13 protein-coding genes and 2 pseudogenes are annotated in these 15,987 nt (G+C 48.6%); 4 read left to right on the plus strand and 11 right to left on the minus strand.

Translation table 11 applies throughout. From position 1 onward, the window contains the following. Positions 1 to 82: 82 nt before the first annotated feature. The 4 genes and pseudogenes from CTN_RS05225 (at position 83) to CTN_RS05240 (ending at position 3,706) form a co-directional block, all read left to right on the plus strand. On the plus strand, positions 83 to 823 hold the full coding sequence (locus CTN_RS05225) for a DUF4912 domain-containing protein (protein ID WP_015919546.1): 741 nt from the start codon (positions 83 to 85) through the stop codon (positions 821 to 823). A 4-nt stretch (positions 824 to 827) separates the two neighbouring features. Next, positions 828 to 2,413, plus strand: a pseudogene (locus CTN_RS05230) (glycoside hydrolase family 57 protein). Beyond that, on the plus strand, positions 2,410 to 3,192 hold the full coding sequence (gene rsmA / locus CTN_RS05235; RefSeq protein ID WP_015919549.1) for a 16S rRNA (adenine(1518)-N(6)/adenine(1519)-N(6))-dimethyltransferase RsmA: 783 nt from the start codon (positions 2,410 to 2,412) through the stop codon (positions 3,190 to 3,192). Before CTN_RS05230 ends, rsmA begins: the two are co-directional and overlap by 4 nt. Before the next feature lie 17 nt (positions 3,193 to 3,209). Further along, positions 3,210 to 3,706: pseudogene (locus CTN_RS05240) on the plus strand (glycerol-3-phosphate responsive antiterminator). On the opposite strand, the gene CTN_RS05245 reads toward CTN_RS05240, so the two are convergent. The 11 genes from CTN_RS05245 to hydC form a co-directional block, all read right to left on the minus strand. Further along, complete coding sequence (locus tag CTN_RS05245) at positions 3,663 to 4,058, minus strand: CoA-binding protein (RefSeq protein ID WP_038067491.1); 396 nt, start codon at positions 4,056 to 4,058, stop codon at positions 3,663 to 3,665. The pseudogene CTN_RS05240 and the gene CTN_RS05245 sit on opposite strands and share 44 nt — an antisense overlap. After that, positions 4,009 to 4,425: a DUF1667 domain-containing protein gene (locus CTN_RS05250; RefSeq protein ID WP_038067492.1), complete on the minus strand. Its 417-nt coding sequence runs from the start codon at positions 4,423 to 4,425 to the stop codon at positions 4,009 to 4,011. The genes CTN_RS05245 and CTN_RS05250 overlap by 50 nt, the downstream gene beginning before the upstream one ends. Before the next feature lies 1 nt (position 4,426). Next, positions 4,427 to 5,638 carry an NAD(P)/FAD-dependent oxidoreductase gene (locus tag CTN_RS05255; protein ID WP_015919553.1) on the minus strand — a complete coding sequence of 404 codons (1,212 nt, stop codon included), beginning with the start codon at positions 5,636 to 5,638 and terminating at the stop codon, positions 4,427 to 4,429. Continuing rightward, entirely contained in the window at positions 5,635 to 7,074 is a 1,440-nt protein-coding gene (locus CTN_RS05260; RefSeq protein ID WP_038067493.1) for an NAD(P)/FAD-dependent oxidoreductase, read from the minus strand. The genes CTN_RS05255 and CTN_RS05260 overlap by 4 nt, the downstream gene beginning before the upstream one ends. An 81-nt stretch (positions 7,075 to 7,155) precedes the next feature. Next, positions 7,156 to 7,713: a glycerol-3-phosphate responsive antiterminator gene (locus CTN_RS05265; protein ID WP_231556034.1), complete on the minus strand. Its 558-nt coding sequence runs from the start codon at positions 7,711 to 7,713 to the stop codon at positions 7,156 to 7,158. Then, positions 7,698 to 9,188 (minus strand): glycerol kinase GlpK, encoded by a 1,491-nt coding sequence (glpK, locus tag CTN_RS05270; protein ID WP_015919556.1) that lies wholly within the window; start codon positions 9,186 to 9,188, stop codon positions 7,698 to 7,700. The genes CTN_RS05265 and glpK overlap by 16 nt, the downstream gene beginning before the upstream one ends. A gap of 72 nt (positions 9,189 to 9,260) precedes the next feature. Beyond that, positions 9,261 to 10,961 (minus strand): methyl-accepting chemotaxis protein, encoded by a 1,701-nt coding sequence (locus tag CTN_RS05275; RefSeq protein WP_015919557.1) that lies wholly within the window; start codon positions 10,959 to 10,961, stop codon positions 9,261 to 9,263. A 110-nt stretch (positions 10,962 to 11,071) separates the two neighbouring features. Beyond that, a complete protein-coding gene (locus CTN_RS05280) occupies positions 11,072 to 11,683 on the minus strand; it encodes a redox-sensing transcriptional repressor Rex (RefSeq protein ID WP_015919558.1) in 612 nt (203 codons plus the stop codon). After that, positions 11,676 to 13,613, minus strand: a complete 1,938-nt coding sequence (hydA, locus tag CTN_RS05285; RefSeq protein ID WP_015919559.1) for a bfurcating [FeFe] hydrogenase subunit alpha — start codon at positions 13,611 to 13,613, stop codon at positions 11,676 to 11,678. Before hydA ends, CTN_RS05280 begins: the two co-directional genes overlap by 8 nt. Before the next feature lie 12 nt (positions 13,614 to 13,625). Then, positions 13,626 to 15,506, minus strand: a complete 1,881-nt coding sequence (gene hydB / locus CTN_RS05290; protein WP_015919560.1) for a bfurcating [FeFe] hydrogenase subunit beta — start codon at positions 15,504 to 15,506, stop codon at positions 13,626 to 13,628. Next, a complete protein-coding gene (gene hydC / locus CTN_RS05295) occupies positions 15,499 to 15,984 on the minus strand; it encodes a bfurcating [FeFe] hydrogenase subunit gamma (protein WP_038067500.1) in 486 nt (161 codons plus the stop codon). Before hydC ends, hydB begins: the two co-directional genes overlap by 8 nt. Between the last annotated feature and the right edge of the window lie 3 nt (positions 15,985 to 15,987).

The following is a 15,987-nucleotide window of genomic DNA, read 5'->3' on the forward strand; positions in this document are numbered from 1 at the left end:
TTCTCCGAAAATCTCTCGTTTACAACCGAAATCATTGGTGTTATAATTTTCTAAAACGAAGATTAACAAGGGGGCGAAGATCATGAAAAGAGAAGAGATAATCAAGTGGCTCGATACGGATCCCACCATACAGGAACTCAAGAGATTCGCAAAGAGTCTGGGACTCAGAGTGAGAAAGGCTATGAAGAAAAAAGATGTCATAAAACTCATAAGAGAACATGTGGAAAACACCTCAGTGACGAGTGCATCCTCCGGTGCCCCTGCTTTGAAGCAGGAAACACCCGCAGATCTCACGCTTCCCAGAACTTACAACAAGAACAAACTCGTTCTCATGCCCGTCAATCCCTACGTGGTGTTCTCCTACTGGGATTTCGATGATGAAACAAGAAATTTGATGAAACAGAAAGCGAGAGAAGGAAAGGCCGTTATCAGACTTTACGATGTCACCTTCATAATGTTCGATGGAACAAACGCCCACAGGACCTTCGAATACAGACTCGATGAAACCACGCTTGAAGCGGGAAACTTCTACTTCCAGGTTCCCATGCCCAAGGCGGACTATCTCTCGGAGATGGGCTATCTCGATGACGAGGGAAGGTTCTTTCCTGTGATGAGGTCCAATGTGGCAAGGACCCCGGCTGCTTCTCCTTCGACTTCTTCCAGAGAAAGATGGTATGATCTGCGTAGCAAAAAGAGGAGTGTGATCCTCTCCGAAGGAAGTCTGGTGAAACCGATAGAAAAGCTGAGAGGTGTAACCTCTCCTGGTTGGCCTTCTGGACAGGGAATAGGTATAATGTGGGAGATCTTCAGAAGCGGGAGGTAATCACATGCGTGGAAAAATTTTGATATTTCTGCACGCCCATCTTCCATACGTTCATCATCCAGAGTACGATCACTTTCTGGAGGAGAGGTGGTTGTTCGAGGCCATAACGGAGACCTACATACCCCTTTTGATGATGTTCGATGAGATAGATGATTTTCGGCTCACCATGTCCATCACTCCACCGTTGATGGAAATGCTCTCCTCCAGAGACCTTCACGAAAAGTACAAAAAACATATGGAAAAGCTCATCGAACTTGCAGATAAAGAGGTGGAAAGGACAAAATCCGAGCACCCTTTGAAACACAAGATGGCAAAGTTCTATCGGGAACATTTCGAAAAGGTGCTGAACGTCTTCCTGTCTTACGACGGGAACATACTCGATGGTTTCAAAAAACACCAGGAGACGGGCAAGTTGGAGATCGTGACATGCAACGCGACACACGCTTTTCTACCGCTCTATCAGATGTACCCGGAGGTGGTGAACGCTCAGATCTCGGTTGGTGTAAAGAACTACGAAAAACACATGGAAAAACACCCAGGGGGATCTGGCTTGCCGAGTGCGGTTATTATCAGGGGCTGGACCTGTATCTTGCCCAGAACAACATAGAGTACTTCTTCGTTGATTCACACGCGTTCTGGTTTGCCGATGAACAGCCAAGGTACGGTGTCTACCGTCCTGTTATGACACCGAGTGGCGTGTTCGTCTTCGCCAGAGATCCAGAATCGAGTGAGCAGGTGTGGAGTGCGATGGTTGGATATCCTGGAGATCCGAGGTACAGGGAGTTCTACAGAGACATTGGATTCGACAGGGAAATGGAATACATAAAAGATTATATCGATCCATCCGGTGTGAGGGTGAACACGGGGATAAAATACCACAGAATCACATCGAAGAGTCTTGATGCATCGCAGAAAGATTACTACGACATAGATGTGGCCATGGAAGCGGTTGAAGAGCACGCAAGGGACTTTCTCCATAAAAAGGAAAAGCAAGTGAAAAGATTGGTAGATGTGATGGGAGTCGAACCTGTGATCGTAGCACCGTTCGATGCGGAACTCTTTGGTCACTGGTGGTTCGAAGGTGTTTTCTTTTTGAAGAGGTTCTTTGAACTTGTGAACGAATCCAGAACCCTAAAATTAGTCACCGCTTCGGAAGTCATAGATACACTCGAAGAGGTCCAGATCGTCACACCTGCCGATTCCAGCTGGGGAGCCGGTGGATACTACGAAACGTGGCTCAACGGAACAAACGACTGGATTTACAGACATCTCCACGAGATGGTAGAAAGGATGGTAGAGCTTGCCAGAAAATACTACGACAGTTCCGATCCTCTCACAGAGAGAGTGCTCAATCAGATGCTACGAGAACTTTTCCTGGCACAGTCCAGCGACTGGGCCTTCATCATGACAACAAGAACGAGTGTTGAATACGCAGAAAACAGAACGAAGCTCCACATAAAGAGATTCTTCGACCTCTATGATCAACTCACCAGCGGAAATATAAACAAAAAGGTCCTTGAATACTACGAGTGGGTGGATGCGATATTTCCGGAGATAAACTTCAGGGTGATGGCGAGGGATGTGGTTTGAAGACGTCTGATTATCTGAAAAAATACGGCATAAGACTCAAAAAACATCTTGGGCAGGTGTTTCTCTCGGACGACAGAATAGCAAAGCGCATAGTGAAAGAGGCCGATCTGAAACCAGATGATGTTGTCGTTGAGATAGGAGCAGGTGCGGGTACGCTTACCGAAGAGCTTGCAAAAACAGGAGCGAGGGTGATCGCCTACGAAATAGATGAAGGCCTTGCACCGATCCTTCAGGAGAGACTTTCAAAGTATCCGAACGTGGAGTTGAGATTTGAAGATTTTCTCAAAGCCAGAGATGTACCGGAAGAGGCCATCTGCGTCTCTAACATACCGTACAGTGTAACAGGGCCCATCATGGAGAAGATCATAGAGTGGCGATTCAAAAAAGCTATCGTGATGGTTCAGAAAGAAGTCGGAGAGAGGATTCTCTCTAAGCCTGGAAGAAAGTCTTATGGATATCTTTCTGTGGTGGTTCAGACGTTCTACGAAGTGAGAAAACTCTTCGATGTTTCAAGGTCCTACTTTGTTCCAAACCCGGAAGTGGATTCCGTCGTGGTTGAGATGAAAAGAAAAGCGGTGGAGATCGACTTTCCACAGTTCAAAAAGTTCGTTTCAATGATATTCTCAAAGAAAAGAAAGACACTCAAAAACAATCTCAGGCCGTTCCTTTCTGTTTTTGAAGGTGTGGACCTTTCAAGAAGGGCAGAACAACTCAGCATCGAGGAGATAATTGAGCTCTACAACATCTGGAGGAGGGCTCTTGAATGTTCAGAGGAATAATAGCCGCGATCTGGGATATGGAATCTCTTGGGGAAATAGGCCCGGACGTTGTTTTTCTTTTGAAGAGTGATATTTTGAATCTGAAGTTCCACCTGAAGATTCTCAAAGACAAAGGGAAAACCGTTTTTGTTGACGTGGACTTTGTGAGCGGTCTGGGAGAAGGTGAAGAGGCCGTCCTGTTCGTCAAGAAAGCAGGAGCCGATGGGATCATCACGATAAAGCCAAAAACTACCTTGCTGCGAAGAAAAACAATATCCCTGCTGTTCTCAGATTCTTCGCACTCGACTCCAAAGCAGTTGAAAAGGGAATCGAGCAGATCGAGTCCCTTGGAGTGGATGTGGTGGAGATCCTTCCGGGGCTTGTTGCTCCGAAGGTGGCAAAGAAAATACCCGGCAGGACCGTCATCGCCGCCGGGCTTGTTGAAACAGAGGAAGAGGCAAGAGAAATACTCAAGCACGTGAGTGCGATCTCTACAAGTTCAAGAAGCCTCTGGAGGATGAAGTTTCAACCATGATGCATTTCTCGGCCGAATACTCCATATCGTCCAGAGCGTTCAAGAACTCTTCGATCTCTCTGGAAAACGCACCAGGCTGGTACCAGAACTTCCTAAAGCCTGCTTTGTAGGCCTTTTCTGTTTCCTCGAGGGCCACCTCTGGTGGTACGACAAAGACTATCACGTCCACATCTTTCGGGAGTTCTTCCACACTCCTGTGAGTTTTGAAACCTTCTATCTCGTCGTATTTGGGATTCACCGGCAGAACTTCGAATCCCTTGGAAACCAGATCTTTGAGAATTATGTTGCCGTACTTTCTGGGGTTAACCGTTGCTCCCACGAGCGCTATCTTTTTGAACTTCTTTGGATCCATTTTCCAACCTCCTCACTGTTCTTGTCACAACCAGATTCGCTCCCGTTCCAAACAGATCTTTCAGAACGATATCACCAGATTTCACGGGTGCTTCCACTTTTATCTCTCTGACGATCTTCATCAACTCCGGTATGAACCTTTTTGGAATCGGTCTGTCGGTTTTGACCGACGCAAGAGGCAGCTCCCCGTTGAGCACCCTTATACTGGTTGGAACCACCCTTTTCGGATCTCTGATTTCGTCTTTTGCGTATTCTACACCTCTGGGGCATCTGTTTCCACTGATCGATTTTATATGACCCTCTTCATTTAGTTCCACCTTAATTTTACACCCGATCGGGCACTGAACGCAAACGACGTTTTTCAGCATCTCATTCCACCTCCTCGACGGACACAACGATCTCATCGAAGCCTTCAAGATCTCTATCTGGGATCTTCACCCTCAACATCTCGCTCGGTACAAGATCTTCAAATTCTTTCTCGAACCTTCCCACGGTGAGTTTTCCCTTTTCCATGGGTTTCTTCACTCTCAGATAGAGTGTGAGAGGTTCGATGGGTGTGTACCAGATGGGATGGACCACCATCACGTTCTCTCCAGGTTTTACGGGTATCTTCTCCTGGGGAACCTCTCCCTTTACAAACTTTGCGGCGTATCGTCCTGCCATTTCTCCTTCGTAACTCACGTAGTCAACAAGATCGAAAATCACGGTGCAGTTTCCCGCCGAGAATATCCATTCTTTTGAACTCTGACCTATATTGGATACTCCAATTCCCCTTGAAGTGGGGTTTTTGATCACGAGGTTTTCTATCAACTCCACCTGTGGAATGAGACCAACGGACAACACCAGGGTGTCAACCTTGAAGACCTTCTCAGTCCCCGGAATCGGTTTGAAGTTCTCGTCCACTTTTGCAACGACGACTTCTTCCAGTCTCTCTCTTCCTCTCACTTCAACCACAGTGCTGGAAAGGAACAGGGGTATGTTGTAGTCTTCAAGACACTGAATCACGTTTCTGAGAAGTCCCCCAGCGTAGGGTAGGCGCTCCACCACCCCCACCACTTCCATTCCCTCCAGGGTGAGTCTTCTTGCCATGATGAGACCGATGTCTCCAGAGCCGAGGATGAGTGCCCTTTTTCCGGGCAGGCGATTTTCGATGTTTATCAGTCTCTGGGCAACTCCCGCTGTGAAGATACCGGACGGTCTGTCTCCCGGAATCATGAGGCTGCCAAATGGTCTTTCTCGTGCCCCTGTTGCGTACACCAGAGCACCAACCTCTACTTTTTCAATTCCTTTTTCTGTAACCAGGATCACCTCTCTGTCACCGATCTGCTTCACGTAGGCGTTCACCAGGGCCTTTACTCCCATCTTTTCCATTCTTTCCTGGAACCTTTCGGCGTACTCGGGTCCCGTCAGTTCCTGTCTGAAGTAGTGAAGGCCAAAACCGTTGTGAATACACTGGTTCAGTATGCCTCCTGTTCTTTCGTCACGCTCGACAAGAAGAACCTCTGCTCCTTCCTCTTTTGCCTTCAGGGCTGCTGCCATTCCGGCCGCACCGGCCCCTATCACCATCACGTCCACCCTCATTCTCTCACCTTCCCGTTCACGATCCAGCTGTTTTTCGATTTCATCCTGATCTCAGACATATCCGTGTTGAGTTCTCGCTCGAGGATCTTTAGAATCCTTGCCATACAGAATCCCCCTTGACACCTTCCAAACATCGCCCTTGTTCTGAATTTGACTCCATCGAGCGTTCTTGCACCCCTTCTGATCGCTTCCACGATCTCTTTCTCGGTTACCTCGTTGCAAAAACAGACCAGTTTCCCCGCACGTGGATCTTTTTCTATCTCCCTTTTCCACTCCTCGATGGGCAAGGATGAGTAGCGTTTTATTCCTTCCCTCAGTGGGTTGAAATTTTTCTTTCTGATGAGCGGAAGCCTCATTCTTTCCTGGATGAGTTCTTCCACCACGTACTCCGCCACGGCGGGTGCTGCCGTGAGTCCTGGAGATCTTGTAGCCATGACGTTCACGAAGTTTTCCACCGTTTCACTTTTCTTTATGAAGAAATCCTTCTGGGGGCTTTCAGGTCTGAGACCGGAGAAAGTCTTCACAACAAGTGAGAAATCAAGAGATGGCACGAGCTTCCTTGTGAACTCTCGCACCTTTTCGAGGCCCTCTCTGGTGGTAAGGGGCCTGTTTTTCATTTCTTCCGGAAGATCTTCGGCGGTTGGGCCAAGGAGGATTCCACCATCGACGGTGGGAAGAACGAGAATTCCTTTTGAAATCTTCGTGGGCGTTGGGAATATCACCCTCTTCACGAGCCCCTGAAGTTTCTTGTCAAGAAGGATGTACTCCCCTTTTCTGGGATGTAAAGGAACGTACTCCGCTCCGGCCATTTTCGCTATCTCGTCTGCGTGAAGCCCCGCACAATTTATCACGATGTCTGCCTCGTACTCGTGTTTATCGGTGATCACTTTCTTTATACGGCCGTTCATCTTCACAAAACCCAGAACCTGTTCACCTAGAACGAGTTTCAGACCATTTTGAAGGGCATTTTCCACGGCCGAGATGGCGACCATCCAGGGTTCTGTGATACCAGCCGTTGGTGCATAAAGAGCGTATCTGATCTCTGGATTGAGATTGGGCTCCATCGAAAAGATCTCGTCCCTTTCCAGGATGGTTAAACCAGCGACACCGTTTTCCTCACCTTGCTTGAGCAGGTGCTCGAGCTCTTTCAGCTCTTCGTCGTTGAACGCCACCACGAAAGAGCCAGTTCTTTTGAACTCAAAATCCAGTTCTTTCGAGAGTTTCTCATACATGGCGTTTCCTCTCGCACAGAACTGTGCCCGAACACTTCCAGGAGGATCGTCGTATCCCGCGTGGATAACAGCAGAATTTGCCTTTGTTACACCCCAGCCTACATCGAGGTTTTTCTCTATGAGTATGACTTCAAGATCGTACTTCGTCAGTTCTCTTGCGATGAGAGAACCGAACACACCCGCACCGATGACAACCGCCTTCAAGTCGAACACCTCCTCAAATAAAAAAGAGCCATACCCCACTCTTGTGGGATATGGCCCTCTCTTTTTCTCTCTCCACATGTATTATAGAATTTTCCAGAGATCTTTGCAACTTGTTGAGATAGCCTTTGCTCCAGCTTTCAAGGCAGCAAAGATCTGTTCTTTTTTCCTCACCAGGCCTCCTGCGATAATATTCCCAGGGTATCGACTGGATATTTCCTCGATGACTTCTGGAATGATACCTGGCAGTATCTCCAGAAAGTCTGGCTCCAGGTCTTTTGCCTGAACTATGCCGCTTTCCATGGCTCCGGAATCCACGAGAAATACTCTCTGAATGATCTTCAATCCGAGTTTTCTGGCCGCTTTTAACAGTGAGATGTGCGTGGAAATAATTCCATCAGCACCCACAACGTCTTTGAGAAATTCGAGTGAACATTTGTCAAACGATAATCCTTTCACAAGATCGATGTGAACGAAAACTTCCTTGTTTCCCTTTTTGAGGTTATAAACCACCTCTTCGATGTTCGCCACGTTTCCCGTCAGTAGAAATACCAAGGTAGAGGGTGAAGCCAGAGCCTCTTCGATGTCTTTTTCTGTCCTGATGGCCGGAATCACAGGATATAGATTCACTGCTTTTCCCATCCGAGAGACCTCGACACAGCCTCTTTCCATTTTGAATACAACCTCTCTCTCTCTTCAGGATCCATGGATGGTTCAAATCTTCTGTCCAACTGCCACAATTTCGATATCTCTTCCTGATCCTTCCAGTATCCAACGGCGAGTCCTGCAAGATAGGCAGCTCCAAGTGCCGTCGTTTCGTTTACAACGGGACGCTCCACAGGGACCCCGAGTATGTCAGCCTGGAACTGCATCAGGAAATTGTTCACAACAGCGCCCCCGTCCACACGGAGTGTGTCCACTTTCATGTTACTTTCCTTTTCCATGACTTCTACAACATCTCTTGTCTGATAGGCGATCGATTCAAGAACAGCCCTCACTATGTGTTCTCTGGTGGTTCCCCTGGTAAGACCGATGATCAAACCGCGGGCGTACATGTCCCAATACGGTGCACCAAGCCCCACGAACGCCGGAACAAAGTACACACCTCCGTTGTCCGGTACCTTTGTAGCGAGTTCCTCAGTTTCTGCCGCACTGGAGATGATCTTCAATCCATCCCTCAACCACTGAACGGCCGCCCCCGTTATGAAAACACTGCCTTCAAGTGCGTAGTAGACTTTACCGTTCAATCCCCAGGCAATTGTTGTAAGAAGCCCTGATTTGGATTCATAGGCCTTTTCTCCGGTGTTCATAAGCAAGAAACAACCGGTTCCGTAGGTGTTTTTGAGCATGCCAGGCTGGAAGCAAGCCTGACCGAACAGAGCAGCCTGCTGATCTCCGGCATCCCCGGCAATCGGTATCTCTGCTCCAAGCAGTTCTTTTGTCGTATGACCATACACGTGACTCGATGGCATCACCTGTGGAAGCATTGCCCTCGGTATGTTCAAAAGTTCCAGAATTTCATCGTCCCAGTCGAGTTTGTGGATGTTGAAGATCATCGTCCTGGAAGCGTTCAAATAATCGGTGACGTGTACTTTCCCGCCCGTGAGGTTCCAGATGAGCCAGGTGTCGACCGTTCCAAAGAGCACCTCTCCCTTTTCTGCCTTCTCCCTCACTCCTTCAACGTTGTCGAGAATCCACTTGATCTTTGTTCCGGAGAAATACGCGTCGATGACAAGCCCCGTTCTTTCGCGGATGAACTCAGCGTAGCCCTTTTCTTTCAACTCATCGCATATGGGAGCCGTTCTTCTGCATTGCCACACGATGGCGTTGTAGACGGGTTTTCCCGTGTTTTTGTCCCAGACGATGGTTGTTTCCCTCTGGTTTGTGATCCCTATAGCAGCTATCTCTTCGGGTTTGATTCCTGCCTCTTCGATCGCCCTTTTTGCAACTTCGATCTGAGACTCCCAGATCTCCATCGGATCGTGTTCCACCCACCCGGGCCTTGGATAGATCTGTTTGAACTCTTTGTTGACCTTGGAGATCACGTTTCCCTTCTCGTCGAAGACGATCGCCCTGGAACTCGTTGTACCCTGATCGAGAGAAAGAACGTATTTCACCTTCTCCCCTCCCCAAACGTGAAAAGCCCTGGGGAATTCCCCAGGGCTCTCTGATTCTCTAAGAGTATTTTATCAGATCTTGAACTTTTCTACATCCTCTTTCAACTCATCTGAGAGTTTCTTCAGTTCTGTTCCAACATCTGCTATTCTCTTTGCGGCTTTTTCTTGTTCTGTAATGTTAGTGGAGACCTCTTCTATTTCGTCGGCAACCGTTGTTGTTGTCTTGGCAACCGCATCGAGGGCACTGCTCATCTCTTCGGATGCGGCGCTGAGTTCCTGGGCACTCGCGGCGATTCCCTCGATCCTTGCGGCAAGATCCTCTATTCTGGATACGATCTGGTTGAAGTTTTCGTAGGACTCTTCCACCAGTTTTCTCGCATCTTTTGTGATCTCGACGTTTTCCTTCGACATCTCGTTCGTTCTTTCTACACCTTCTCTGATGTTCTCGAGGATCTGACTGATTTCTTCCGTTGCCCTCTGACTCTCTTCTGCTAGCTTCCTGATCTCATCGGCAACAACGGCAAAACCCCTTCCGGCCTCTCCAGCCCTTGCTGCCTCTATGGCGGCGTTGAGGGCAAGTAGGTTCGTCTGTTCTGCTATGCTCTGAATCGTTCTCACGATTTCTTCTATGTTTCTTGCGCTTTCTGTGACCTTGAGAACAACCTCGGCGGTCGTTCTGGAGTTCTCTGAAACATCTTCCACTTTTCTGACCGCTTCCTCGAGAACCTTCTGGCCATTCTTTGCGAAGTTCGATATGTTCTCTGCGTTCTCTGAGATCTCCTGGATGAGTTTGGAGATGTTCTGGGAGTTGGCGGCGACCTCTTCGGATCCGGATGTGACTTCTTCTATGGATGCAGAAGCATTCTGAACTTCCCTGCTGATCGTCTCGGACGCCCTTGCGATCTCCTCGAGGGCACCTCGAAGTTGCTGCGAGAGGGCAAAGAGTTCCTCGGAGACCCTTTCCACCTCATCCTGCGACTTGTCTATCTCCGAAACGATCTTTCTCAGATTTTCGAGTGTTTCATTCAACTTCTGAGAGATGGCACCGAACTCGTCCTTTGACCTTATATTCACAGACACGGAAAGATCTCCACCGGATATCTTCTCAAGGGCAGAAAGGATCGCTCTTGTCTTTCTGGAAAGCACCCTTCCATAGAAGAGGATGGCAACTATCACACCAAGACCTATTATTCCAACTATCAGAACGTTTCTGAAAACAAGTCCTCCGACGATCGCTTTCACATCGTCCACGTATATTCCTGTTCCCACGATCCAGTTCCAGGGTTTGAAGAGTTTCACGTAGGAAACCTTCGGTTCAGGTTTGTCACTTCCTGGTTTGGGCCAAGAGTATTCGACAAAACCTTCTCCTTTTTCTTTTGTTACCTTCACCATTTCGTTGAAGAGGTACACACCGTTTGGATCTTTGTAATCACTCAGGTCCTGACCGTTCATCTCTGGCTTGATCGGGTGAAACACCATCCTGGGGTGGGTGTCGTTGATCCAGAAGTAGTTGTTGTCGTCGTATCTGATCTTTCCTACGAGGGACTTTGCCAGGTTCTGTGCCTGCTCTCTTGTGAGTTCTCCTTTCTGTTCCATCTCGTATGCTCTCTCCAGAATGCCGTAGACCGTCTCAACCAGGTATTTTGCTTCATCCTTTTTCCTCTCCATGATAGTGTTGTAGACGGTTGTATTCATGAGGACGTACTGTGTCACAAAGAAAGCCAGCACAACCACCACGCCGATTACCAGGACTTTGGCAGAAATACTTCTCATGTCTGAAACCTCCTCTTTGAAGTATTTATGAAATTTTGATGAACATCAGCAAAGAAATTATACCACAAAAGAGGGGGCTGTTCCCCCTCTTTGATCGCTCGAAAATGCGGTTACTTCAGAAGGTGTTTTATCGTCAGGAGGGATTTTGTGAGGTCTTCGTCCACGACAATGACGTTTGAAGGAAGTTCAAGATGAACGCCAGTGAAGTTCCAGATGGCTTTTATTCCGTTCTTTATGAGAATTTCTGCTGTGGCTTGTGCTTTGTCCCTGGAGATGCACAGTGCGGCTATCTCCACGTTGAACCTCCTCATCACCCTTTCGAGTACGTCCATCTCCCTCACTGAGAACTCTCCGATGAACTTTCCTACGTTTTCGCTTTCTATGTCCAGGACCGCAACGATCTTTACACCGACCTTCGAGAAGTCCTGGTTCACGAGCGCTCTTGCCAGATCGTTTGCTCCCACGATGATCATGTTCGTTGTGCTGTTCACACCGAAGAGGTCGTTGAGTTCTTTTCTGAGTTCTTCCACATCGTATCCAACCCTCGGTTTTCCCTGACACTTCAGATAGGAAAGATCTTTTCTCACAAGTTCTGGGTTTATCTCGAGAAATTTTGCTATTTCATCGGAAGAGATGAAAGGCTTTTTTACAGACTCCAGTGCCTTCCTGTACATCTTCAACCTTTCAAACGTGGCTCTGGGAAGATGGATCATTTCACCCATTCTTCGATAACTCCTCCAGCACCTTTTCGAAAGTGGCCTCACTCAGAATTTTACCATCCACGACCACGTTCGGAGAAGCACCGCAGTTTTCCACGCAGAAGGTCCCGAGAACCTCTATTTTCCCCTCCATGTCATTTTCTTTGACATAGTCGACGAGTTTTTTCAGAATCTCGTAGGATCCCTTGGTGTAACAGGAGGTTCCAAGGCAGACCTTCACTGTTCTCTTCTCTTCAGACGGAACGGGAAGTATCTCAACGTCTTTTTCCGGGTATCTTCTTCTTGGACGATACGTTGTGTGGAGTATCTCGTGCCTCAGGTGTGTGTCCTTTAGGTCTTCTTCGTATAGTTTCATGAGAAAGAGATTCTCCACGGGGGTGAGAAGGGATTTTATTCCCATCGTGTCTCTCAGAACCTTTGCCCTGTGCTGTCTGATCCTGGAGTCGTTCGGATAGGGCTGTCCGCCGCCACCGACACATCCGTAGCTACACGCCATCACTTCCACTATGGACAGGTCGTTTCTTTCATTCAGAATCCTCCTCACCTTTCCAAGACCGTAGATGACAGCTCCCCTGAAGGACGTTCCATCCTTGAGTGTGACTTCTGCCAGTCTAACACCTTCTTCTGGAACCTGGATGTCCACCTTTTCTATACCTATCTCTTCATTCAGAACTGAGAGTACACAGGAGAAGACCCCCCCGGCCTTTCCAAAACCAAGTCCTGCCTGGGAGGACACACCGTAGGGTCTGTCGAAAGGCTGCGGTTCCACTTTGCCGATATCGATTCTGCTCATCTTGATGAGTTGTGAAAGTTCCCTGGTGGTGAAGACAAGATCGACGATTCCCCTGTGCTCTTGCCTCTCTGCTTCGAATTTCTTTGCAGTACACGGCATGAAGGAGACGAGGAATATCTTTTCCTCAGGAACACCGAGTTTCTTCGAGTAGATCTTCTTTATCACAGTGCCGAGTGCCTGCTGGGGTGATTTCACGCTTGAAAGGTTCGAAAGGTAATGTGGATAGTTGTGTTCTGCGTACTTCACCCACGCAGGACAGCACGAGGTGAACTGGGGAAGTTTCTCACCGTTTTTGAGCCTTTCGTAGAATTCGTGTGCTTCCTCGTATGCGACAAGATCTGCTCCGAATGAAACGTCGAACACCCTGTCGAAACCGATCGTCTTCAAGAAGGAAACGAGTTTTTCTGCCATCGCAACGTCTTCATCTATCCCGAACTCTTCCTGAATGGCCGCCCTGACAGCAGGTGCGATCATTCCTATCACCATCTTGTCGCTCTCGAGGGCCTCTATGAGTCTGTCTATATCGTTTCTGATGCTCAGAGCTCCCGTTGGACAGTAGGCGACACACTGACCACAGAAGACACACTCCGTCTCCGCAAGGGGCGTGTTGAACGCGGTTGTTACAACACTTTCGAAACCTCGTTTTGCAAATTCGATGACTCCCACTCCCTGAACTTCCTCACAGACACGCACACAGTCACCACAGAGGATACATTTGGAGGTGTCTCTCACGATCGGAGAGGAATCATCCCTGACGTGGTCTTTTTCGATGGGTTCAAATCTTATCTTTCTGATACCGAAGTCTTCAGCGTACTTTTGCAGTTTACAGCTTCCGTTTCTGTCACAGGTGGTGCAGTCCCTGTTGTGGGTTGCAAGGATGAGTTCGAGGATGTTCCTTCTCATCTCGTATATCTCCGGTGTGTTCGTCTTGACCTTCATTCCTTCGTGCGGTTTGAGTGTACAGGAAGTGGTGATCTGTCCATTGACCTCCACGAGGCACATCCTGCATGCTCCGTAGATGGAGGCTTCCGATAGATAGCACAGGTTCGGTATCTCTATACCCACGTTCCTCAGCGCTTCAAGGAGATTTCTCTCGTTGTCGTTTATGGTGATCTCTCTTCCGTCGACGAAGATTTTCATTCTTTCCCCTCCTCACACAAGTTCAATGGCCTTGAAAGGACATTTACTGGCACAAACACCACATTTGACACACTTTTCCTGGTCTATTCTGTAAGGTTTCCCGCGCTCTCCCGTTATGGCGTTCTGTGGACAGGATCTTGCACACAGACCACATCCTTTACAGATTTCCGGATTGATGACGTACTTTTTGAACGCTGTGCACATTCCGCTGGGGCACTCTCCCTCGATGTGGGCTATGTATTCATCCCTGAAGAGTTTCAGTGTACTCAGAATGGGGTTGGGTGCGGTCTTTCCAAGACCACAGAGAGAGGCCGTTTTTATCGTCTTTGAGAGATGTTCGAGTGTTTCGAGGTCTTCGTAGGTGGCCTTCCCGTGTGTGAACTTCTCCAGTATGTTGTACGCCTGCATGGTGCCTTCTCTACACGGAACGCACTTTCCACAGGATTCTCTCTTTGTGAAGTCAAGGAAGAACCTTGCCACTTCCACCATACAGGTTTTCTTCGTGATCACAACGATTCCACCAGATCCCACCATCGCATCTGCCTTCTTCAGCGTGTCGTAGTCCAGAGGCATGTCCAGGAAGTCTTCGGAAAGACACGCCCCGGATGGGCCTCCTATCTGAACGGCTTTGAACTCTTCACCCTCGACGAAACCACCACAGATGTTGTAGATGATCTCTCTCAGGGTGGTTCCGAACTCGACTTCGATGATACCAGTGGCTTTCAGGGGGCCTGCAACGGAGAACATCTTGGTTCCGGGAGAATTTTCCGTTCCTCGCTTTCTGTATTCTTCCACACCGTCTCTCAGTACTCTTGGAACGTTCGCGTACGTTTCTACGTTGTTGATGAGTGTGGGTTTTCCCAAGAGACCTGACTGGGCGGGAAATGGTGGTTTTGGCCTTGGCATGCCTCTTTTTCCTTCGATGGAGGCAAGAAGTGCCGTCTCTTCGCCGCACACGAACGCACCGGCTCCCTCTTTCACTTCCACGTCGAAGGAAAAGCCTGTTCCGAGGATGTTTTCACCGAGAAGTCCCATTTTCTTTGCATCTTCTATGGCCTTTTTGAACATCCTGACTGCGAACGGGTATTCGGCTCTGATGTAAGCGTACCCCTTCTGTGCGCCGACCGCATACCCGGCTATGATCATCCCTTCCAGAACAAGGTGTGGATCCCTCTCCAGGAGAGTCCTGTTCATGAACGCTCCCGGATCTCCTTCGTCTCCGTTGCACACGACGAACTTCAAGTCTCCTCTGGCTTTTCCTGTGTACTCCCACTTGAGGCCCGTCGGAAATCCACCGCCACCTCTTCCTCGAAGGCCGGAAGCCTTCACCGTCTCTATGATTTCCTCCGGTGTCATCGATGTGAGTGCCTTCACGAGGGATTCGTATCCACCACGGGCGATGTAATCTTCTATGCTGTCACATTCGGACTCTCCGATTGCTTCCATTATGTAGAAGTCCTGGTTCTTGAAGAGCGTTGTGTCTTCTATTCTGGGTACCTTTTTTCCTGTGATGGGATCCGTCAGGAAAAGTCTTTCAATTGGTTCTCCTCTGAGGATCGTCTTTTCCACGATCTCTGGAACGTCTTCCGATGTCACGTTGGAGTAGAAGAACCTGTAGGGCATGATCTTCACGAGTGGTCCAGAGGAACATCTTCCACAGCATCCCGTTCTGTTCAGTGTGACTTTGTCATCGTCGATCTTCTCCAGAGTCACTTTTCCAAGGAGGTTTCTCTTTTCGAGTTCCCTTTTGAAGGCGTCGTAGACCCTGAGAGCACCCTTGGCGGTACACCCCGTTCCAACGCAAACATATACGGAAGTACCGCTCAGTTTCTTTTCTCTGAGGTCTTTCAGTTTGCTTGCGTATCTGACAAATTCCTTCACGTCTTTAAACATTGGCGCTCTCCCTCTCTTTCTCTTTTATTTTTCTGAGGATTTCTTTCACCTTTTCTGCCGTCAAATTTCCGTAGACCTCATCGTTGATCACCATAACGGGTGCAAGGGCACAGGCACCGAGACAACCAACCTGATCCAGACTGAACATGAGATCCTCTGTGACGTTTCCGGGTGTGAGGCCCGTTTCCTCTTCGATGGCCTTCAAAACCTCAGGAGAGCCTGCCATATGACAGGCCGTTCCATCGCACACCATGATCGCGTACTTTCCCTTCGGTTTGAGGGAGAACTGCGCGTAGAACGTTGCCACCCCATAGATCTTCGCAGGAGGAATTCCCATTGCCGTACTCACGTAGTTGATCACGTCTTCGGGGAGGTATCTGTAGAGTTCCTGGATTTCGAGGAGAATCTTTATCAGGTTTTCTCTTTTGTAACCGTGCTTTCTCAGGATCTCTTCAACCCTTTCAAAGCGCCTCTCCAACTC

The organism is Thermotoga neapolitana DSM 4359 (genome assembly GCF_000018945.1).
In the GTDB taxonomy this organism is placed as follows: domain Bacteria; phylum Thermotogota; class Thermotogae; order Thermotogales; family Thermotogaceae; genus Thermotoga; species Thermotoga neapolitana.

Bases quoted from the DNA above. Each gene is read 5' to 3' on its own strand.
- CTN_RS05280 (WP_015919558.1), bottom strand. From the start codon at position 11,683: ATGGGTGAAATGATCCATCTTCCCAGAGCCACGTTTGAAAGGTTGAAG.
- CTN_RS05265 (WP_231556034.1), bottom strand. From the start codon at position 7,713: ATGGGAAAAGCAGTGAATCTATATCCTGTGATTCCGGCCATCAGGACA.
- CTN_RS05255 (WP_015919553.1), bottom strand. From the start codon at position 5,638: ATGAGGGTGGACGTGATGGTGATAGGGGCCGGTGCGGCCGGAATGGCA.
- CTN_RS05245 (WP_038067491.1), bottom strand. From the start codon at position 4,058: ATGGATCCAAAGAAGTTCAAAAAGATAGCGCTCGTGGGAGCAACGGTT.
- CTN_RS05250 (WP_038067492.1), bottom strand. From the start codon at position 4,425: ATGCTGAAAAACGTCGTTTGCGTTCAGTGCCCGATCGGGTGTAAAATT.
- CTN_RS05275 (WP_015919557.1), bottom strand. From the start codon at position 10,961: ATGAGAAGTATTTCTGCCAAAGTCCTGGTAATCGGCGTGGTGGTTGTG.
- hydA (WP_015919559.1), bottom strand. From the start codon at position 13,613: ATGAAAATCTTCGTCGACGGAAGAGAGATCACCATAAACGACAACGAG.
- CTN_RS05225 (WP_015919546.1), top strand. From the start codon at position 83: ATGAAAAGAGAAGAGATAATCAAGTGGCTCGATACGGATCCCACCATA.
- hydB (WP_015919560.1), bottom strand. From the start codon at position 15,506: ATGTTTAAAGACGTGAAGGAATTTGTCAGATACGCAAGCAAACTGAAA.